Origin of the sequence: Hornefia porci (assembly GCF_001940235.1) — a bacterium.
Classification (GTDB): Bacteria; Bacillota; Clostridia; order Peptostreptococcales; family Anaerovoracaceae; genus Aminicella; species Aminicella porci.
In genome coordinates, this window is record NZ_MJIE01000001.1 from 1,456,051 (window position 1) to 1,476,229 (window position 20,179).

Sequence of the window (20,179 nt, forward strand, 5' to 3'; positions counted from 1 at the left end):
AGGTGTATCCCGGTTTTTTTCATTCTCCGAACGCCCGAACCGCTTCCGACAGCGATCGGACGCCGGAGATCCGGCAGCGTCCGGCTTCTCCTCGCTTCATCCGTCCGGCGTTCCGGGCAGGCATAATAATCTGTTCGTAGCCCAGCCGGTCAGCCTCCAGCGCGATTTTCTCCGCAGCGGATACGGAACGCAGATCACCGGTCAGCCCCACCTCTCCGATGGCGACAGTCCTCCTGCGGCAGGTCACGCCCCTCAGCGAAGAGTACACCGCCAGAGCCACGCCCAGATCCACCGATGTGCTGTCCGGCCGCAGTCCGCCCACCACGTTGACATAGACATCCTGATCAATCATCCGAAGTCCCAGCTTTTTTTCCAGAACGGCCAGAATCATCGAAAGCCGCTGATGGTCGATCCCCACTGCAGTACGACGCGCAAAACCGATATTCGCCGGCGTGGTCAAGGCCTGGATTTCCAGAAACACCGGACGGCTTCCCTCATAAACCGCCGTGACGACAGAACCCTCCGTCTTTTCCTCTGTACTTTCCAGGAAACTGCCGGACAGATTCTGTATCTCTCTCAGGCCGCCGCTTTCCATCTGAAAAGCCCCGATTTCGCTGGTCGTGCCGAACCGGTTTTTGTACGCCCGCAGGATACGGATCTCGTGATCCCTCTCTCCGGAGAAATTCAGAACGCAGTCCACCAGATGCTCCACAATCTTGGGGCCTGCCAGTTCTCCGCTCTTGGTGACGTGCGCGACGATGAAAACAGGAATGCTGTCGCTCTTTCCGATCTTCATCAGAAGGTTCCCGCAGGCCCGGACCTGAGAAACGCTTCCGGGTACGGAATCCAGCTCCTGTGTGTACATAGTCTGGATGGAATCGATAATCAGAAATCCCGGCCGGATGTTCTCGCAGGCAGCGATGATATTTTCCATATTCGTTTCCGCCAGCACCAGCAGAGAGTCGCTCATCTCCGGGCAGACGCGGTCCGCCCGCATTTTAATCTGCTCCTCAGACTCCTCGCCGGATACATACAGCACCGGCGCCCCTTTTTCCGCGATATTGGCGGCCGCCTGAATAATCAGGGTCGACTTGCCGATTCCGGGTTCACCGCTGATCAGCGTCAGCGAGCCCTTCACCAGACCGCCGCCGAGGACTCGGTTCAGCTCGCCGATTCCCGTGTCGATACGCTGATAATCCGCCGAACCCACCTTTGTCAGAGGCGAAGGCGAAGCTGCTCCCGCGCCTGCACTTCCTCTGCGCCGGGAATCTCTCTCCGGAAGCTCCTGAATTTTCTCCTCCACCATGGAATCCCATGCGCCGCAGATACACCGCCCCATCCATTTGGGGCTTTCATAACCGCATTCCTGGCAGACGAATACCGTTTTCGCTTTTTTCGCCATGTTGTCACTCTTCTCCCTTTAGAGCGCGCCCTCAGCGCGCGAACCAAAAGACAAGCATCGTGAAATGCTTGTCTCTGATGGTTTCCTTTGTGATATCGGTCTATTATTTCTCATTCTCGGCCTGATGCTCCGCGATAATCTTCTCTGCGAGAGCCTTCGGCACCTCCTGATAACGGTCGAACTTCATCTCGAAGGTTCCTCTGCCCTGCGTCATGGAGCGCAGTCCCAGCGCATAGTCGAAAAGCTCGGACTGAGGCGCCTCTGCCAGCAGCTTCTGTTCGCCGTTGCTCTGCGGTTCCATTCCCAGAATCTTTCCGCGGCGTTTGTTCATGTCGCCCATGACATCGCCCATGTAGTCGTCCGGAACATAGATATCCAGATGCATGATCGGCTCCAGCAGGCACGGATTTGCTTCAACGATGCCCTTCTTGAAGGCCAGCGCCGCCGCCAGCTTGAAGGAGACCTCGTTGGAATCCACTTCATGGTACGAGCCGTCGTACAGCACCGCCTTGATGTTCACGCATTTGCAGCCGGCGAGCGGACCCTTCTCCATGCATTCCTGCAGTCCCTTTTCGACGGCGGGAACGTAATTCTTCGGCACCGAACCGCCGAACAACTCCTCTGAAAACTCCAGGCCGGGCTCCTGCGACGGAGAGAACCGGATATGGACATCGCCGTACTGACCGGCTCCGCCGGACTGTTTTTTGTGCTTGCCCTGCACGTCGGAACTGCCCTTGATGGTCTCTCTGTATGCGATCTTCTGCGGAACGGTCCGGACGGAAACGCCGAAACGATCCTTCAGCTTGGCCATGATGATGTTCAGCTGCATGTCGCCCTGCCCGCCCAGCAGCGTCTGATGAGTCTCAGGGTTTCTTTCCACCACGAAGGAGGGGTCTTCCTCACGCAGTCTGGCGAGACCGGTGCCCATCTTCTCCTCGTCGTTCTTGTCCTCCGCCTCGATGGCGATGAAATATGTCGGCGACGGATAATCCAGCGGCAGGTAGCGGATGATGTCGCTCTTGTCACAAAGGGTATCGCCCGATTTAGTGTACTGCAGCTTGGCGACGGCGCAGATGTCGCCCGCCTCCGCATAATTCAGCTCCGTCTGCTCTTTTCCTCTCAGGAAGAACAGCTTGCCCAGCTTCTCGGATTTCCCCGCTCTCTCGTTATATACCTCGGTGCCGGATTCCATCTTGCCCGTCACGACCTTCATAATTGAGATCTTGCCGACGAACGGGTCGACGATTGTCTTGAATACAAAGGCCGACATGGGCGCGTCGGTGACGCACATTCTTTCCACCGGCTCGTTGTTGTCGTTAAAGCCTTTATACGCACCGTGCTGAAGCGGCGTGGGAACGTAGGTCAGCAGCAGATCCAGAAGACCTTCAACGCCCTGTCCCAGCTCAAAGGCAGAGGAGCAGACCGGAACGATCACGCCTTCGGAAATGCCCTTGACCATACCGTTCTTGATTTCCTCATCTGTAAAGTCCTCGCCTTCAAAATATTTCTCCATCAGCTCCTCGTCCGCCGAGGCGATGGCCTCCTTCAGATCTTCATCGATTTCCGCGGACAAAGGCCAGCTCAGCGGAATCAGCGCGTCCCCGAACTTTTCCTTCAGCTCGCCGAAGGTCTTGTAGAAATCGAATTCGTCTTTGTCTCTCTTATTGATGACGATGAATCTCGGCGTGCTGTAACGCTCGCAGGCCTTCCAGGCCGCTTCCGTACCCACCTGGATTCCGGAGCCCGCGTCCACCATGATTACGGCGGCTTCCGCAGCTCGCAGCGCCGCGTTGACCTCGCCGATGAAGTCGAAATATCCCGGCGTATCTATGAAATTAATCTTGCTGCCCTTCCACTCGATCGGAACGACCGAGGTGTTGATGGAAAAGCCCTTTTCGACTTCCATCTTGTCATAGTCGGATACAGTGTTCCCGTCCTCGACCTTGCCGAGCTTCTTGATGACTCCCGTCTCATAAAGCGCAGCTTCAAGGAAAGTGGTTTTCCCGCATCCGCCGTGACCCAGCAGGGCGACGTTTCTAATGGTTTCGCTCGTATAGCCTTTCATATAAGACCTCCTCGTACATATTATTCGGCGGAGCTCCCGCCGTTTCAGTCAACAAAAATATTCTAACATAAATGTGTCCTCTGTACAATGGCTTTTTGAATAGTCAGATATTCCAGGGTATACGCCTGCCGCAATTTGCCATATATACCCCAGAAACGGCAGTCTCAGGCTGCCTGATGTCGTCTCTGCAGCAGTATGACTGAATTCAGCGTAAACTTAAAGAGGCTCTGCATCGGACGATTATTCATCGTTCGTGCAGCAGCCTCTTTTTTTCGCAATACTGTGCCGGCCTTGCCGGTTCTGCCGGCTCTGCCGACGTCTAGAATTCTGCAGTCTTGGGCGTTCTCGGGAACGGGAGCACGTCGCGGATGTTGCTCATTCCCGTGATGTACATGATAATCCGCTCGAAGCCCAGGCCGTAGCCGGCGTGCTTAACGCCGCCGTATTTTCTCAGCTCCAGATACCACCAGTAATCCTTCTCGCTGAGTCCCAGCTCTTTCATCCTCGCCTGCAGCACATCCAGCCGCTCCTCACGCTGAGAGCCGCCGATAATCTCGCCAACGCCCGGCACAAGCATATCGCATGCGGCGACCGTCTTTCCGTCGTCGTTCAGGCGCATGTAGAACGCCTTGATGTCCTTCGGATAATCTGTAACGAAGATCGGTTTCTTGAAAACGGTCTCCGTCAGGTAGCGTTCATGCTCCGTCTGCAGATCGATGCCCCACTCCACCGGGTACTGGAATTTCTCACCGCAGTTCTGAAGAATTTCCACTGCCCTGGTGTAAGTGACCCGCTCAAACTCTGAGCCGGCCACGTGCTGAAGCCGGTCCAGCAGACCTTTGTCGATAAAGCGGTTGAAGAATTCCATCTCATCCGGAGCATGCTCCAGCACGTAATTGATGATATATTTCACCATATCCTCCGCCAGCGCCATATCGTCCGCAAGATCCGCGAAGGCAATCTCCGGCTCGATCATCCAGAACTCGGAGGCGTGGCGGGCCGTGTTGGAATTTTCAGCGCGGAAGGTCGGACCGAAGGTATAGACGTTGCGGAACGCCAGAGCGAAGATCTCCGCCTCCAGCTGACCGCTGACCGTCAGATTGCACTCCTTGCCGAAAAAGTCTTTTGAATAGTCGATGCTCCCGTCCTCTGTCCGGGGCAGGTCGTTCAGATCCAGCGTGGTGAGCTGGAACATCTCGCCGGCGCCCTCCGCATCGCTTCCGGTGATAATCGGCGTGTGGACGTATACAAACCCTCTCTCCTGGAAGAACTGATGAATCGCGTAGGCGACCAGGGAACGCACGCGAAAGACTGCCTGAAAGGTATTGGCTCTCGGCCTCAGATGAGCGATCTCCCGGAGAAATTCCATGGAATGTCTTTTGTTCTGCAAAGGATAATCCGCAGCGGAATCCGCCTCAATCGTAACCTCCTCCGCATGAATCTCGAAGGGCTGCTTGGCCTGCGGCGTCAGCAGGAGACGTCCCTTCACCAGAATCCCGGCGGAGAGAGGCGCCCTGGCGATCTCTTCGAAATTGCCGAGCTCCTCCGCCTCATAGACGATCTGAACCGGGCTGAAGCAGGTTCCGTCATTAAGGGCGATGAACCCGAACCGGTTGGAGCTGCGGTTCTGGCGCACCCAGCCTCTCACCGTGATCTCCCGGTCCGCATACTGTTCAGCATGCTGCTGAAGCTCTTTCAACTCAATATCTCTGATTTCCATTTCCGGATCTTCCTCCTCACGTTGTCAAATACAAATTGTGTGTTTCAGTAGTTTCCTGTCCCTTACCTGTTTTTCTTCATCTGTTTTTCTTCGGCTTGAAGGAGCTCTTCAGGTCAACGATCCGATTGAAGACCTTCTCCCTGTCGTTCGTCAGCTTCTCATCCGCGATGTAGTATCCGTGGCGGAAGAACTGGAACCGCTCGCCGGGCTTTGCCTCTGCAAGGGACGGTTCCGCATAGCATATCTTCTCTTCCACCGAGTCGGGGTTCAGGACCTGTTCGCCCTGTTCATTTTCAATATACAGGTAATTGTAGTTCCGGACCCGGACGGGCACTGCCGTGGCGGCGTCTACAAAGTGAATCGTCCCCTTTACTTTCCGCCCCTCGAATCCGTTTCCCGAGCGGGTCTGCGGATCGTATGTGCAGTGCAGCTCCTTTACGGTCCCGTCGGGATTTTTAATGACGTCCTCACATTTGATGAAATAGGCGCCCTTCACCCGGACTTCGTTTCCGGGGAACAGGCGGAAATATTTCTTCACCGGAACCTCCATAAAATCCGCTCCGTCGATGTATATCTCCCGGGAGAACGGAATCTCACGGTTTCCCATCTCAGGCACGTTCCTGTTGTTCTCCACCTCGACCATTTCCGTTCTGTCCTCCGGATAGTTGGTGATGACCACCTTAATGGGGTCCTCAACTACATTCCGGTTCTCGACTTTGTCCTTCAGGTCATCTCTGACAAAGTGCTCCAACATGGCGATATCAATCGTGCTGTTGCTCTTGGCCACGCCGATCTCATCGCAGAAGGTCCGGATGGCCTGCGGCGTATAGCCCCTCCGCCTGAGACCCGCGATCGTCGGCATCCGGGGGTCATCCCAGCCCTCCACAGTGCCGTCGTCCACAAGAGCCTTCAGCAGGCGCTTGCTCATCACTGTATTGGTCAGATTCAGTCTGGCGAATTCAATCTGCTTCGGCGGATGCGGCCAGAACCCGACGTTCTTCAGAACCCAGTCGTAGAGCGGCCTGTGATCCTCAAATTCCAGGGTGCAGATGGAATGGGTGATTCCTTCGATGGCGTCCTCGATGGGGTGCGCGAAATCGTACATGGGATAAATGCACCATTTGTCCCCGGTGTTATGATGAGACGTATGGGCGATTCTGTAAATGACGGGATCCCTCATATTGATATTAGGAGACGCCATATCGATTTTCGCCCGCAGAACCCGTTCGCCGTCGGCAAATTCTCCGGCGCGCATACGCTCAAACAGATCCGCCGCCTCTTCTGCGCTCTGGCTCCTGCAGGGGCTCTCCTTTCCGGGCTCCTTCAGCGTTCCCCGATATTCCCGGATCTGGTCGGGACTCAGGTCGTCCACATAAGCCAGGCCCTTGCGAATCAGTTCCATCGCCGCCTCATACATGGTGTCGAAATAATCCGAGGCCCACAGGCGTTTGTCCCATGTGAACCCGAGCCACTTAACGTCTTCCTCGATGGAATCCACGTACTCCATGTCCTCCTTCACCGGATTAGTATCGTCGTACCGGAGATTTGTCCTGCCTCCGTATTTCTGTGCGGTGGTAAAGTTCAGGCAGATGGATTTGGCGTGGCCGATATGAAGGTAGCCGTTGGGTTCCGGCGGAAAACGGGTATACACCTCTCCGCCGTAGGTGCCCTCCTCGATATCCTTTTCAATAATCTGATGGATAAAATTCAAAGACCTGTTTTCATTTGTTTTCTCGCTCATTTTCTTCTCCGTTCAGTTAGTTGTCTGCAGGCTAATTGTTGCCGTAGGAGACTCCCGTCTGGGAAACTATCTCATCGCTGATCGCACGGCAGGTCGCGCTCGGAACATAGTCCGTCTGTCCGAAGGCCTGCCGGTGCAGTCTCTTGACGTTGGTGTTCAGCGTCGTCGGAATCGCATACCAGACGCCGTTTACGATGCCGCCGTAATAACTCTTCGGCCAGCTGATACTCTTCTGCATGTCCATCATGGGAGCGCGCAGCATCAGCGTCGCCAGCTGCGTCTGCGTCATATTTGTCCGAATCTCCGGCATTACCTCCTTCGAAAGCGTTGAAAGCTTTGTCGGCGAGGAAGCGGCCTTCTTCAGCACTGCGCTCATTATCTTTTTGTATCTCTGCGCACGCCCCGTATCGCCACCTGATGTCTTACGGATCCGGCAGTAGGTCGTCGCCTGCACGCCGTCCAGCGTCTGCACGCCTGTATGGGTAATCTTATGATATTTGCTTCCTACGTTACGTCCCGTTTCCGGTCCCCATTTGTTGAGATCCGCAATCTCATTCTTCTTGACATCCACCTCGATGCCGCCCAGGGTATCCACTGTGTCCGCCACGGCCTGCCAGTTGAACACCACATATTCCCGGATATTCAGATCCAGGTTCCGGTTCAGGGAACTGATGGTATCCACTCCTCCCCCGTATGCGTGTGCGTGCGTCACCTTGTCGAGCATAAGGTTTCCGCTTCCGTCCCGGATCTTCAGATAGGAGTCCCTCATCACGGAAATCATGCGTGTTTCCCCGGTGGTTCTCTTGATGCTGAGGATGATAATGGCGTCTGTGCGGCTCCCCGTGTAGCTTTCCCCTCTCCTGGCATCCGAACCCAGGATCGCGATGTTGCGGTATCCTTTCAGATCTGAAGCCACCTGATCGTTAATTGCAAAATTCTTTCCGCTGGTATCAACATGATCCAGGTTCTTTGTCAGCGAAAGTATATACGCGAACAAAGCGACTGCCAGAATCAGCACCAGAATAATGATGTTGCGGATCAGCCGGCCCAGATGGAAGCGATGTCGTTTCCGGGGCCTCGACGCTTCGGGCTGCCTCCGGCTTCCCCGTCCGGCGCGGCGGGATGCTCCGTGTTTTCCCTGCCGGGATTCTCCCCGGGCTGCCAGATAATCCTCATACGAATAGCCCTGCTCCTGATAGCGAGCCGGGTCACTCTGGGAATTCCGCGAATCGTAATATCCCTCATCATAACTATAGTTCCGTTGACTTTCCGCCCGGCGCGAGGTCCTCTGCCGCCCGTGCCTTCCCCCTTTTTCTGCACGGGCCTGACGCTCATATTCTTCTGCCCGGCGGGCATATTCCGGATTCTCGTATTTCCGGATCAGCTCCGGACTATAGCGCGCGTTATCTAAATCCCTTGTTTTTCTGCTCATAACTAAATTATAATACCATACAGGGATTGCATTTGCAAATATTACGGAAGGGAAAATCAGCCGGAAAAAGCCGCTTCAGAAAGCGCATCCTCGCGTCATAGTAAAGCGAAAAATCGCGGCGAAGCAAATACCCCCGAGGCACTCATACAGGGCGGTCAACTCGCCTGACACTGTTCACCCTTCATTTGTCCAGGCCGCATTCCGGCGCAGCAGCAGCTCTCGCTCATTGGGAAGCTCCCCCTCGATCACCGCATCCAGCAGACGGTTCAGTCGTTTTCCCACCTCCGGCCCCGGCGGAAGTCCCAGATCGCATCCTGTCACCGCAAGCTGCCTGAGGCTGAAACAGTCGCCGTCTGTCAGAATCCTCTCCAGCAGCGCCGTACCGTCTCCCCGGATTTCCAGTGCGCCCCGGACCGCATCCTCGCCAAACATGCGAAGCAGACGTCGGAGCTGTACGCGTGCGGGCTCCGTGCCTTCGCCGCTCCGGTTCTCTTTTTTGTACAAAGGCATCGCCCGGCCGGCGCCGCAGGCGCCCGCGCTGTTTTCTCCGCTGCCGCCGGAGAACTCTTCCAGCGCCAGAAGCACACCCCGGATATCTCTCACAAGACGAACCGTCCGATTATCATATTTCAGAAGTTTCGGATCCGCATCCGCTATAGACGCCAGACGCACAGGAACCGAAGCCGGCAGCCGGTCCAGATCATTCACCGCCGGAATCCGCAGCCCTGTCGCCCGGCTCAGCACTCCCCTGTACCGGGTCAGAACCAGATCCGCGCGCTGTCCCAGAATCAGCCTGCTGAACTCCGCATTAATACGTTCCACAGCCACCATCCGGACGCGGTCAGCCAGATCGTATATTGCCGATTCAGTGTTTTGTTCAACGGAAAACCCCAGTACCGACGTAAAGCGCAGCGCCCGCAGAATCCGCAGAGCATCCTCACTGAAACGCTGCTCCGGCGCCCCGACACACCGGATTACCCCGTTCCGCAGATCGGTTCTGCCGCCGCAGGGATCCTGCAGACCGGTCTCTTCATTGTAGGCCATCGCGTTGATGGTGAAATCCCGGCGCGCCAGATCCTCCTCCAGACTGCGGGTGAACCGGACCGTGTCAGGATGACGTCCGTCAGAATAGGTTCCATCGACGCGGTAAGTCGTCACCTCCACAGGTTCATGCTCAACAATCACACTGACAGTGCCGTGCTGAATGCCGGTGTCCGCTGTGTGTGCAAAGCACTCTTTCACCTCTGAAGGCATCGCGGATGTGGTGACATCCCAGTCGGCGGGGGTTTTGTTCAGGAGACTGTCCCTCACGCATCCCCCTACCACAAAAGCCTCATGACCGTGTTCATGGAGCGTCCGCAGAACATAATTCACTTTTTCCGGTACCTGAATTCCCATACTCTCTAAAAATGCCGCCCCGTGCGGGACGGCAAACTCGTTGTTCAAAACTGCCGCAGGCTCCGTGCGGCTTCCATGCCGCGGCCGCTGCCTGCCCCCGGCACCGTGAATCACGACCGTCCGACAGTCGCAATCGGTTCCGGCGTTTCTTACAGAACCAGTGACGGCGCGGCGTAAACTCTGCCGGCCAGTTCCTGATCCAGCATATACAGTCCCTTGGCATCCGTGCCGAACATTTCCATCTTCTTAATGAGATTGCTGGCGTTATCCTCTTCTTCCACCTGTTCCTTGACGAACCAGTCCAGGAACTGCATGGTACGGAAATCACGCACATCGTAGGCTGCACTATAGATATTGTTAATCAGTCCCGTCACATACTGCTCGTGCTTATATGCCTCCTGCAGCGGATCCATGTGGCACTTCAGTTCTGCCGCCGGCTTGTCAATCGCTTCCAGCACGATAGACTCCCCGTTCATCTGCAGGTACCGGAGCATCAGCATCGCATGATCACGCTCCTCCTGCGCCTGAACCGTATACCAGTTGTTGAATCCGCTCAGCCCCTCATCCTCATAATAGTTCGCAAACATCAGATAGAGATAGGCGGAATAAAATTCCTTGTTAATCTGTGTGTTCAAAAGTTCTTTTACGTTCTTATCAAGCATATTCTACACCTCCTGCTGTCATCGCTTTGATTTCTTTTTATCGTATCACAAAATGCTTTGTGCGTCCATAGCGGAGAATCAATGTGACGTAAATTCCCTCGTACATAATCCAATTCTTTGTTGCTTCCCGGAGCAAAAGTGTTTAAACTGTTCTTAGGAGATTGTGCGTCACCCGCAGACCCGGAGCATCTCAGCCCGACGGAGCCTGTTTTCTCCGGCGAACCTGCAGCCCCTCCTGCATTGAGGACGAAGTTAAGAAGAGAATGGACACTGGCGATGCTTTACAACATTTCCTTTGACATATGTGCCGGCGTGATTACGCTGTTTGCGTTCTATACTATGGTATTCCGACGGGATCTGGAGAGATTTTCAAACAGGCTCTTTCTCCTGGTTGTCGTCATGCACTTCATCTCTGTCGTCTTTGATGTCTGGAGTTCCGTAGCCAACTCCTATATCCCTGAACACAGCATTGCCGAGAGGGATTTCACAAACTACGTTTTTCTGGGCGTGCATACGAGTGAGTCCGCCGCCTTCTTCCTTTTCCTTCTGGTATGGCTGGGCACCTTTCCGACGATGAAGAAATGGCAGCACGCTCTTCTCTGGATGCCGGAAGTTCTGATGATTCTACTGCCTCTTGCTCTGAATCCAACATTCAGATGCGTATTCGGATATGACGAAGCGGGGCTTTACGTCCACGGTCCTCTGATGATTCTTCTCTACGTCAGCGCAGACCTTTACATGGTCCTGTGCATTTCCTTTGTGGTATGGAAACACGACCGTATGACAAAACAACAGCGAAAAGCCTCTCTGTGGCTTCTCCTCCTCTCCCTGATTCCGATGCTGGTGCAAAGTATCCTGATCCCCCATCAGCTGATTGAGATGTTCTTTCAGGCTCTCGGTCTCTGCGGATATATGCTTGCGGTAGAAAATGTGGACGAATCCCGCAATCCGGTAACAAAGGCCTGGAACCGGCACGCCCTGATACGGGATTTCACCTACTGCCTGGTGAACAGAACGGAAATCGCAGCGGTCATCGTAAAGATCTCTCAGATTGATGCGCTTCGTATCGCATCGGAGAGTTCTTCCATATTCCACGGACTTCGGCTTCAGCTCGCGGAATGGTTCGAGCAGGCGGCCAGACCGAAATCGATGAAATTCTATGACTGCGAACGCGGAGCCTATGTAATTCTGACCAGCGGAAAAAACACCGAAGACGAATGTGATGAGCTCTGTCGCAGCATCGAAGTGCGGTTTGAAGCGCCGTGGCGCTGCGAAGGGCGCGAGTTCCGTCTCTCCGTCCAGGTATCTGAAATCCGGTTTGCGGAAAGCCCCGCCTCCGTGCAGGATCTGCTGTATATGATTGCGCAGCCCTTTGTGCACCAGACCGAAGGCATCTCTCACGCAAACCGCCGTGAGCTCCTCTCCTCCTTCCGCCCCGGTAACACCGAAGCCGAACACCTGCCTCATGAGCTTCAGGAATCACTGGATCGTTTCCTCGCCGGAATATCTGATCTGACCCCGGCCGAACGCAATATCTGCGACCTGTACATTTCCGGCTACGAAATCAGCGAGATTCCGGGCAAAGCCTTCATCAGTATGAACACCGTAAAAAAGCATAACAAGAACATCTATCGCAAACTCTGCGTCAACTCGCGGGAAGAACTGATGCTATATGTGGATCTTTTCTTCCGGTGCGGCCGGGAGGACGAGCTGACCCGTCGAAGCCGTTTCGAACAGCAGTAACATAAGGCGCGCAGTTCACCGGAGCGACGAAGCGACTGATTTTCAGACGATTCCCTCAGAGTGCCCGGCGGGTACTATACAATACCCTCAGTATTATGATATATATACTGTGTAATGTGATAAAACATATGTTACAAAACTAAGAGAAAAGAGAGGTACTTTGATACAATAGTTTTCGACGAAAAAACGGGTATCAAAACGGAAAGGTTGAGAGAAGTCACAGAGAGGATGGGAAAATCCTATATGGCAGGAAGGTATTTACAAATGAAAAAGAGCTCCGAAGGCAAGTGAGCAAACATGAAGCCAGATACAACAAGACATCAAAGACCGTATTAAACTTTAAAAGCCCAAATCAAATTGTCGAAGAGTATTTCTCAAAGTGTAACACATGTCTTGACAGTTAAGAGAATATTATGATATATATAAACTGAGTATTGAGAAAATCAACATTTATTTATGGCGTGAGGGCGCGGTAGAGGAGTCGAAGCAAGAGGAAAAAGCCACGAATTACGTTTCCACTACAGTGACCTTGTCAATCTCCGGTGGAGTTGCAACCTGCTACGAAAAAATAATCAGAATTTCCGGGAAGGCCGCCAAAACTTCGATTCATCTATATTTGCCGAAATATCAAAAAGGTTCATGGGGAACTGTAAAAGATTGAAGTTCTTCAGGAAATACCGCCAGCAGAACGCTAAAGAAGGATCAAAAAGTTTCAAAGGGCTACAAATATCGGGTGAAGGGGATTTTTAAGGCCTATGCAGGAAGTAAGGTGGAAAGGACTGAAAAATACAATTCCTCAGAAAAATACTAATGAATGAGAGCGGAGCGTTCTTATGAATGATTTTATGGGAGGTGAGACCAATGTGGGAGTGAAAGAACAAGGTAAGTTGCTTAGATGAAGTATAGCGAAAACAAAGATTTGAAATTTTCAATTCAAACGAAAGGAAGTGGAAAATGAACAGATTTGGAATGGGTAAGGCCCTGGTTTCTGTGATTGCTTCAATCACGTTGACTATTTCAATGTTTGTGCCAATGAGTTATGCTGATGAAATAAACAAGATGGAATCCGGTGATTCTGAAAGCGTTTTGCTGGAAGCAAGCAGGGTGGCGGGCAATATTGAAGACGAAAACCAGACAATGGCCTCTAAATTCTCTGAGTATCATGATGATGAGAAAACTAAAGAGGATTTTAAGATGCTTGCGATGAACGGATTTTTAGCGAATGGCGAAATCGTTAGCGCCAGTGGGTCGAAAACCTCACAGGGAACAAGATATACTGTTGATTACGATGGAATCCAAAATGAAATTGTAGTCGTTGAACAAACTCAGGACACAGCGACATTAATTATTAAACAAGGAGACATCGTAAATCATATTGTTCTAACGTCTGACTTTATGACAATTGATGGAGAAAAGGTTGCATTGGAGGAATCATCCTCTACAGATAGTACGTTGAAGAGTGCGGATAATACACATTATTGGACAAAAAAATGCCCGTATGATAAAGCAGCTAATTATACGCATTCTACAGGAACAGCAAATCATTCTGTTACATTACCGAAATCGGTGAAGACGGTGGCGTTTTCAGTTTTCGTAAGCATCGTTTCTAAAGCGTTTGGAAGTAGTATAGTTGGAACACAAGCAATAACAGTTTTATATAATTTTCTACTAGATACGCAGCCTACAGCAAAAGGCTTTAGTGGAAAAACGAAGAGTTACACTCATAAAAACTACACAAGTGGCTATATCAAACCGAGACGTTTGACAGTAACAAAAATTAAATATACGTGGTACACGAAGATCAATTATAAAGGCGATACAAAAAAAGAAACATGGTATCGTTGTGTTCAGTGGTAATATTTGCAAGAAAAGCCAAAACGTAAGAGAAAATTGAGATAGGAGGCTAAGAATGGATAAAAAAGCAGGAAATCTTGGACTGTTTCCAAAGCCAACAAAGAAAACGTTCTATTCTATCTTTTTCGAGCAAATAATAATTATTATAGCGGTACTAATTATATACCTTTTAAAAATCTGGGAAGAACCTTTATTCTTGATGATTATCGTTTCAGCAGTATCGTCTTTAGTATCTTCCATTCAACTTTTAAAGCACTTCCCGAATGGATAATGGCGGTGGGAGTGAGTGGGGTGAAGAAATCTCTGTAAATCAGGGTTTTCTATGATAATCTGAGAATAGAGCGGCCGACTCCTAGTGATCGGCCGCTGTTTACTAAATAACATAAATCGCCACGCATTTTCCCCGGTTCCGGATCGGCATCGTCCATTTTTTGCTGACCTCGAAAGTTACCGGATACAGAACGGAAACCGCGGCGGTCATCGTAAAGAACTCTCCGATGCGCTTCGTATCGCATCGGAGAGTTCTTCCATATTCCACGGACTTCGGCTTCAGCTCGCGGAATGGTTCGAGCAGGCGGCCAGACCGAAATCGATGAAATTCTATGACTGCGAACGCGGAGCCTATGTAATTCTGACCAGCGGAAAAAATGCCGCAGACGCATGTGATGAGCTCTGTCGCAGCATCGAAAAGCAGTTTGAAGCGCCGTGGCGCTGCGAAGGGCGCGAGTTCCATCTCTCTGTTCAGATATCTGAAATCCGGTTTGCCGAAAACCCCGCCTCCGTGCAGGATCTGCTGTATATGATTGCGCAGCCCTTTGTGCACCAGACCGAAGGCATCTCTCACGCAAACCGCCGTGAGCTCCTCTCCTCCTTCCGCCTCGGTAACACCGAAGCCGAACACCTGCCTCATGAGCTTCAGGAATCACTGGATCGTTTCCTCGCCGGAATATCTGATCTGACCCCGGCCGAACGCAATATCTGCGACCTGTACATTTCCGGCTACGAAATCAGCGAGATTCCGGGCAAAGCCTTCATCAGCATGAACACCGTAAAAAAGCATAACAAGAACATCTATCGCAAACTCGGCGTCAACTCGCGGGAAGAACTGATGCTATATGTGGATCTTTTCTTCCGGTGCGGCCGGGAGGACGAGCTGACCCGCCAAAGCCGTTTCGAACAGCAGCAGCATAAGGCGCACAGTTCACCGGAGCGACGAAGCGACTGATTTTCAGACGATTCCCTCGGGATACCCGGCGGGTACTATACAACACCCTCAGTATTATGATATATACCGTATGCGCCGGATTCTGCCCGTTCTGGTGCTCTGCACCATGGTCTTTTTCTTCACCGCCTGCGGCGCTAAGTATGCGGACAGTGAATACCTCGGCACATGGAAGGCCACCACAGCGACGATGAGCGGCATCAGTCTCGATGTCAGCAAAACCATCGGCGAATTTTCCATCACATTGGAGAAGGACGGAAGCGTCAGAGCCACCATCGGAAAAGATAAAGAGAAGGGCAAATGGGAAGAGACTGAAAACGGGTTCAAGCTGAAGGACAGCAGTTCTGAAATGGAGTTCACGAAGACGGAAAAGGGTAAAGCAAAGGTTGAATATCAGGGGATGACTCTCGTATTCGAGCAGCAGTAGCACAGGTGAGCGAAACGGTTTCATCTGCTCCACCGGCATTATGCGATACAGGCTGCCGCCGCAGAACCGATAAGCGCTCTGCCTGAAAGAGCGCAGATCAGAGGTCAGGCGGCGGCCTTTTTTTGTTTCCGGAAAAGCCCCCGGACGAAAGCGCGGATTTCGCCGTATTCCGTAACGGCCAACGCGCTGCCCGCACAGATTTCGTTAATTTTTTATCTATTCTTGTATGGGGTTTCCTATGCGTATATAATATATGCCGTAATGTTAAAGTATATATTGATTTGTTGTGCGGGCGCACAAAATCTGTGCTCCTGCGAGATTCCAGAGGTTAATTTATGGAAAGACTTGTAATTGAGACCCCGGAAGAGGGTCAGCAGGTATTGGAACAGATCGGCAGACGTTTCAAGAAGAGAATCAGCGCCAGCCCGCTGGGCCTGTGTCCGGTGGACATGCTGCTGAACTATCTCCGCATCTGCCACGCGCAATCCTGCGGCAAATGTTCTCCGTGCAGAATCGGGCTGTGGCATCTGACTGAAATGCTGGAAACCATCCGAAACGGCACCGGCGACATGGAAACCATCGATCTCATCGAAAAAACCGCCGACATCATCCGCGTGTCCGCGGACTGTGCCATCGGCTATGAAGCCGCAAACATGGTGCTTGAGGGGATGCAGGGCTTCCGCAAGGATATGGAAGAGCATATCAAAAGAGGCCGCTGTCTCTACGGCATCGAGCAGGCCATCCCCTGCACCGCGGTATGTCCCGCTCACGTCGATGTCCCGGGCTATATTTCGCTGGTCAAGGCAGGTCGCTATAAAGACGCGGTGCGCCTGATCCGCAAGGATAATCCGTTCCCCGCTGTCTGCGGCTACGTCTGCGAGCATCCCTGCGAGAAACGCTGCCGCCGCCAGATGGTGGATGATTCCGTCAATATCTGCGGCATCAAGCGGTACGCTGTGGATCACGCCGGAGACATTCCGGTTCCTCAGTGCGCTCCGGCCACCGGGAAAACTGTGGCGGTCATCGGCGGCGGTCCGGGAGGACTGACCGCGGCTTACTTCCTCACTGTCATGGGGCACGAGGTGACCGTTTATGAACAAAGGCATCATCTGGGCGGAATGCTCCGCTACGGCATCCCCGACTACCGGCTGCCCAACGACATTCTGGACCGGGATATCCAGTACATCCTGGACACCGGCGTCAACGTCATTCTGAACACCAATATCGGCGAGGATATGTCTATCGACGAGCTGAAGGCGAAGTACGACGCAGTCTATATGTCCATCGGAGCTCACGATGACAAAAAACTGAAGCTTGCGGGCGAGGACGCCCCTAATGTATACAGCGCTGTCGAGCTTCTCCGCGCCATCGGCGAGGACGAGGCGCCGAACCTGAAGGGCAAAAAGGTCGTCGTCGTAGGCGGCGGAAATGTCGCCATGGACGCGACCCGCTCCACGCTCAGACTGGGCGCATCCTCCGTCACCTGCGTTTACCGCCGCCGTATCGCGGACATGACCGCGCTTCCGGAGGAAATCGCGGAAGCACAGGCGGAGGGAGTCAAGATCCGCACGCTTCTTGCGCCGGATCACATCGAACTCGACAAGAAAACAAAACGGGCTAAGGCTTTGTGGGTTCAGCCTCAGCTGATCTCCCTGATCGGCCAGGACGGCCGCACCTCCGTGCGCAAAGCTGAGGAGAAGGCCTTCCCCATCGAGTGCGACTACATCATCGTCGCCATCGGTCAGTCCATTCATTCTCAGCCCTTTGAGGGCAGCGGCCTGAAGCTGAAACACGGCGTCATCGCCGCGGAGAGCTCAAGCTTTGTTCCCGGCAGCGGCAACGTGTTCGCCGGAGGCGACGCGGTTTCCGGACCGGCGACGGTCATCCGGGCGGTGGCGGCCGGCAAAGTGGCGGCAAACAATATCGACTATTTCCTGGGCTATAACCACGTCATCAAATCCGGAGTCGAGGTTCCGGATCCTCAGATGACCAACAATCCTCCCTGCGGCCGCGTCAATCTGACGAGCCAGATGATTGACAACATCGAGGGCAACTTCGATCTTGTCAGTATCGGAATGACCCCTCAGGGCGTCAAGCAGGAGTGCGGACGCTGTCTGCGCTGTGACCACTTCGGATTCGGAAGCTTCAGAGGAGGGAGGAAAATACAATGGTAAAACTGACAATCAACGGCCTCCCGGTCGCCGTGGAGGACGGCACCACGATCATGGAGGCGGCAAAGGCCGCGGGAATCTCGATTCCGCATCTCTGCTATCTGAAAGGCATCAACGATATCGGCGCGTGCCGCATCTGCAGCGTCGAGGTGGAGGGCGAGCTTTCGCTGGTCCCCTCCTGCAACACGGCCGTCCGTGAAGGCATGAAGGTTACCACCAACTCTGCCCGCGTCCGTTCCGCGTGCCGCACCAATCTGATGCTGATCATGTCGCAGCATGAAGGACGCTGTTCCCTCTGCGACCGGAGCGGAACCTGCCAGCTGCAGAAGCTGACCAACGACTACGATTTCTTTGAAAACCTGTATGTCACCGACCTGCCCACCGACAAGGACCGGATGTGGGTCAAGGATTTCCCGCTTATCCGGGATCCGGCCAAGTGCATCAAGTGTATGCGCTGTATCCAGGTCTGCGACAAAATTCAGAAGCTGGGCGTATGGGAGCTGATGTCCACCGGCGGGCGCACCCGTGTAGATGTTTCGCAGCACCGCTCCATCGACAAAGCTCAGTGCAGTCTCTGCGGGCAGTGCATCGTCCACTGTCCGGTAGGCGCTCTCCGCGAACGCAAGGACGCCACCAAGGTCATGGCCGCACTGGATGATCCGGAAATCACGACGGTAGTCCAGATCGCTCCGGCGGTCCGCACCGCCTGGGGTGAAGCGCTGGACCTTCCGCCTGACAAAGCCACGGTCAACCAGCTCGCCGGAGCTCTGAAGCAGATGGGCTTCGACTATGTGTTCGATACCAGCTTCTCTGCGGATTTAACCATCATGGAGGAGGCGACGGAATTTCTGCACCGGCTGCAGAAGGGTGATCTGGAGAAATATCCGATGTTCACCAGCTGCTGCCCGGCCTGGGTCCGTTTCCTGAAGAGCCGCCACCCGGAGCTGGTGCCCCAGCTCTCCACCGCCAAAAGCCCGCAGCAGATGTTCGGCTCTGTCATCAAAAGTTATTTTGCGGAACGCATCGGCGTCCGGCCGGAAAAAATCTGCTGTATCTCTGTGATGCCCTGTGTCGCGAAGAAGGCGGAGTGCGATATTCCTGCCATGCGCGACGAATATGGCGTCAAGGACGTGGACTACGTTCTGACGACCCGGGAAATTATCCGTATGCTGCGGCTCAGCGACATCACGCCTGACAAGGTCGAGGAAAAGCCCTTTGACCGCATCATGGGCGACTATTCCGGAGCCGGCGTCATCTTCGGCACCACCGGCGGCGTCATGGAGGCCGCGCTCCGCACGGCCAGCTACATGGTCACCGGCAAAAATCCGTCCACAGGCGCGTTCGGTTTTGTCCACGCAGGCAAAAAGTTCGCGGAGGGCGAATATCCCTGGCAGGAGGCCACTTACACCATCGGCGGCAATAAAATCCGCGTCGCCGTCACCAGCGGCCTGCGCAATGCGGACAGACTCTGCAAGGCGCTGCTCCGCGGCCAGGTGAAATACGACTTTGTGGAGGTCATGGCCTGCCCCACCGGCTGCGCCGGCGGCGGCGGACAGCCCTTCCATCGTGACGACGTCGAACGCGGCGCAACCCGCGGCAAAGTGCTCCGCAATCTGGACGAGCACATGCAGATGCGGTTCAGCCACGAAAACCCCGACATCCAGCGTCTCTATTCCGAGGCCCTGGGCGAACCCATGAGCGACGCCGCCGAGAAACTTCTGCACACCGACCACGAAAGCTGGCAGATGCCGGACGAGGGCGAGCCTCAGACCCCGGACATCCACGTCGTGTAGCGGCACGGCTGCGAGACGGTCGGCGAGACGACCGGTCTGGCGAAGTGGCGACGAGTGAAGTGACGATCCAGCAGCCGCCGGCCGCATGCTCCCTGCCTGCGAAATGCTTACTGCTTCACAGCATTTTGCAGCGCAGGGTTTTCTTTGTAAAAAAAACCACGGACTATGTCCGCGGCTCTCTCTTTGGCCAAACCGGCCATTTCAGACGTGAGACGTCGTTGAACTGCTCATTGATATAGTATCGGATCTCCTCAATCGTAACGTTCCGGTCATATCGTTCAAAAAACTCCATCATGTTGTTTTCGATGATTTTTTTTGCGACCTTCTCGTCGGAGGGGTAAACCGCGCCTCTGAATGTTGCGTTCCTATAAGCCTTTCTCAAGATATTCTCCTTGCTCATAATAACACCTCCCCCAATGAGTAACTCGACGCCTCCTTTCTGTTGTTATATTTTACATTAGAATCAGAAAATTGTAAACTTCCAATCCGCCCTTGTTTTTTCAACAAAGCCCCGGCCCGACGCAGGCAAGCATAATCCTCCATTTTCTG

General features: G+C 53.6%; 16 protein-coding genes. 7 read left to right on the forward strand and 9 right to left on the reverse strand.

What is annotated here, in order from left to right; genetic code table 11:
* Positions 1-19: 19 nt before the first annotated feature.
* The 7 genes from radA to BHK98_RS07035 form a co-directional block, all read right to left on the reverse strand.
* Positions 20-1,402: a DNA repair protein RadA gene (gene radA, locus BHK98_RS07005; RefSeq protein ID WP_075712822.1), complete on the reverse strand. Its 1,383-nt coding sequence runs from the start codon at positions 1,400-1,402 to the stop codon at positions 20-22.
* A gap of 103 nt (positions 1,403-1,505) precedes the next feature.
* Positions 1,506-3,467 (reverse strand): elongation factor G, encoded by a 1,962-nt coding sequence (locus BHK98_RS07010; protein WP_075712824.1) that lies wholly within the window; start codon positions 3,465-3,467, stop codon positions 1,506-1,508.
* A 319-nt stretch (positions 3,468-3,786) separates the two neighbouring features.
* A complete protein-coding gene (gene asnS / locus BHK98_RS07015; RefSeq protein WP_465250943.1) occupies positions 3,787-5,187 on the reverse strand; it encodes an asparagine--tRNA ligase in 1,401 nt (466 codons plus the stop codon).
* A gap of 76 nt (positions 5,188-5,263) precedes the next feature.
* Positions 5,264-6,928: a glutamine--tRNA ligase/YqeY domain fusion protein gene (locus BHK98_RS07020; RefSeq protein WP_075712826.1), complete on the reverse strand. Its 1,665-nt coding sequence runs from the start codon at positions 6,926-6,928 to the stop codon at positions 5,264-5,266.
* A 31-nt stretch (positions 6,929-6,959) separates the two neighbouring features.
* Positions 6,960-8,360, reverse strand: a complete 1,401-nt coding sequence (locus tag BHK98_RS07025; protein ID WP_075712828.1) for an LCP family protein — start codon at positions 8,358-8,360, stop codon at positions 6,960-6,962.
* Positions 8,361-8,534: 174 nt separating this feature from the next.
* Positions 8,535-9,758, reverse strand: coding sequence for a CCA tRNA nucleotidyltransferase (locus BHK98_RS07030; protein WP_075712830.1), 1,224 nt, complete (start codon positions 9,756-9,758; stop codon positions 8,535-8,537).
* A 149-nt stretch (positions 9,759-9,907) separates the two neighbouring features.
* A complete protein-coding gene (locus tag BHK98_RS07035; RefSeq protein ID WP_075712832.1) occupies positions 9,908-10,420 on the reverse strand; it encodes a ferritin in 513 nt (170 codons plus the stop codon).
* A gap of 276 nt (positions 10,421-10,696) precedes the next feature.
* On the opposite strand from BHK98_RS07035, the gene BHK98_RS07040 reads away from it, so the two are divergent.
* The 3 genes from BHK98_RS07040 (at position 10,697) to BHK98_RS07055 (ending at position 14,288) form a co-directional block, all read left to right on the forward strand.
* Positions 10,697-12,163 carry a LuxR family transcriptional regulator gene (locus BHK98_RS07040; RefSeq protein WP_075712834.1) on the forward strand — a complete coding sequence of 489 codons (1,467 nt, stop codon included), beginning with the start codon at positions 10,697-10,699 and terminating at the stop codon, positions 12,161-12,163.
* 954 nt (positions 12,164-13,117) lie between these two features.
* Positions 13,118-14,020, forward strand: coding sequence for a hypothetical protein (locus BHK98_RS07050; RefSeq protein ID WP_075712836.1), 903 nt, complete (start codon positions 13,118-13,120; stop codon positions 14,018-14,020).
* A 52-nt stretch (positions 14,021-14,072) separates the two neighbouring features.
* A complete protein-coding gene (locus BHK98_RS07055; RefSeq protein WP_075712838.1) occupies positions 14,073-14,288 on the forward strand; it encodes a hypothetical protein in 216 nt (71 codons plus the stop codon).
* A 102-nt stretch (positions 14,289-14,390) separates the two neighbouring features.
* On the opposite strand, the gene BHK98_RS13525 is transcribed toward BHK98_RS07055, so the two are convergent.
* Positions 14,391-14,555 carry a hypothetical protein gene (locus BHK98_RS13525; protein ID WP_158024473.1) on the reverse strand — a complete coding sequence of 55 codons (165 nt, stop codon included), beginning with the start codon at positions 14,553-14,555 and terminating at the stop codon, positions 14,391-14,393.
* A gap of 54 nt (positions 14,556-14,609) precedes the next feature.
* On the opposite strand from BHK98_RS13525, the gene BHK98_RS07060 reads away from it, so the two are divergent.
* From BHK98_RS07060 to BHK98_RS07075, 4 genes are all read left to right on the forward strand, one after another.
* On the forward strand, positions 14,610-15,242 hold the full coding sequence (locus tag BHK98_RS07060; protein WP_075712840.1) for a helix-turn-helix transcriptional regulator: 633 nt from the start codon (positions 14,610-14,612) through the stop codon (positions 15,240-15,242).
* Positions 15,243-15,312: 70 nt separating this feature from the next.
* Positions 15,313-15,666 (forward strand): hypothetical protein, encoded by a 354-nt coding sequence (locus BHK98_RS07065; RefSeq protein ID WP_075712842.1) that lies wholly within the window; start codon positions 15,313-15,315, stop codon positions 15,664-15,666.
* A 335-nt stretch (positions 15,667-16,001) separates the two neighbouring features.
* Positions 16,002-17,840, forward strand: coding sequence for an NAD(P)-binding protein (locus BHK98_RS07070; protein WP_075712844.1), 1,839 nt, complete (start codon positions 16,002-16,004; stop codon positions 17,838-17,840).
* A complete protein-coding gene (locus BHK98_RS07075) occupies positions 17,834-19,630 on the forward strand; it encodes a [FeFe] hydrogenase, group A (RefSeq protein ID WP_075712846.1) in 1,797 nt (598 codons plus the stop codon). The genes BHK98_RS07070 and BHK98_RS07075 overlap by 7 nt, the downstream gene beginning before the upstream one ends.
* 163 nt (positions 19,631-19,793) lie before the next feature.
* On the opposite strand, the gene BHK98_RS07080 is transcribed toward BHK98_RS07075, so the two are convergent.
* Positions 19,794-20,030, reverse strand: a complete 237-nt coding sequence (locus tag BHK98_RS07080) for a hypothetical protein (RefSeq protein ID WP_075712848.1) — start codon at positions 20,028-20,030, stop codon at positions 19,794-19,796.
* Between the last annotated feature and the right edge of the window lie 149 nt (positions 20,031-20,179).

Coding starts and splice junctions, on each gene's coding strand:
- radA (WP_075712822.1), bottom strand. CDS start 1,402: ATGGCGAAAAAAGCGAAAACGGTATTCGTCTGCCAGGAATGCGGTTAT.
- BHK98_RS07010 (WP_075712824.1), bottom strand. CDS start 3,467: ATGAAAGGCTATACGAGCGAAACCATTAGAAACGTCGCCCTGCTGGGT.
- asnS (WP_465250943.1), bottom strand. CDS start 5,187: ATGGAAATCAGAGATATTGAGTTGAAAGAGCTTCAGCAGCATGCTGAA.
- BHK98_RS07020 (WP_075712826.1), bottom strand. CDS start 6,928: ATGAGCGAGAAAACAAATGAAAACAGGTCTTTGAATTTTATCCATCAG.
- BHK98_RS07025 (WP_075712828.1), bottom strand. CDS start 8,360: ATGAGCAGAAAAACAAGGGATTTAGATAACGCGCGCTATAGTCCGGAG.
- BHK98_RS07030 (WP_075712830.1), bottom strand. CDS start 9,758: ATGGGAATTCAGGTACCGGAAAAAGTGAATTATGTTCTGCGGACGCTC.
- BHK98_RS07035 (WP_075712832.1), bottom strand. CDS start 10,420: ATGCTTGATAAGAACGTAAAAGAACTTTTGAACACACAGATTAACAAG.
- BHK98_RS07040 (WP_075712834.1), top strand. CDS start 10,697: ATGCTTTACAACATTTCCTTTGACATATGTGCCGGCGTGATTACGCTG.
- BHK98_RS07050 (WP_075712836.1), top strand. CDS start 13,118: ATGAACAGATTTGGAATGGGTAAGGCCCTGGTTTCTGTGATTGCTTCA.
- BHK98_RS07055 (WP_075712838.1), top strand. CDS start 14,073: ATGGATAAAAAAGCAGGAAATCTTGGACTGTTTCCAAAGCCAACAAAG.
- BHK98_RS07060 (WP_075712840.1), top strand. CDS start 14,610: ATGAAATTCTATGACTGCGAACGCGGAGCCTATGTAATTCTGACCAGC.
- BHK98_RS07065 (WP_075712842.1), top strand. CDS start 15,313: ATGCGCCGGATTCTGCCCGTTCTGGTGCTCTGCACCATGGTCTTTTTC.
- BHK98_RS07070 (WP_075712844.1), top strand. CDS start 16,002: ATGGAAAGACTTGTAATTGAGACCCCGGAAGAGGGTCAGCAGGTATTG.
- BHK98_RS07075 (WP_075712846.1), top strand. CDS start 17,834: ATGGTAAAACTGACAATCAACGGCCTCCCGGTCGCCGTGGAGGACGGC.
- BHK98_RS07080 (WP_075712848.1), bottom strand. CDS start 20,030: ATGAGCAAGGAGAATATCTTGAGAAAGGCTTATAGGAACGCAACATTC.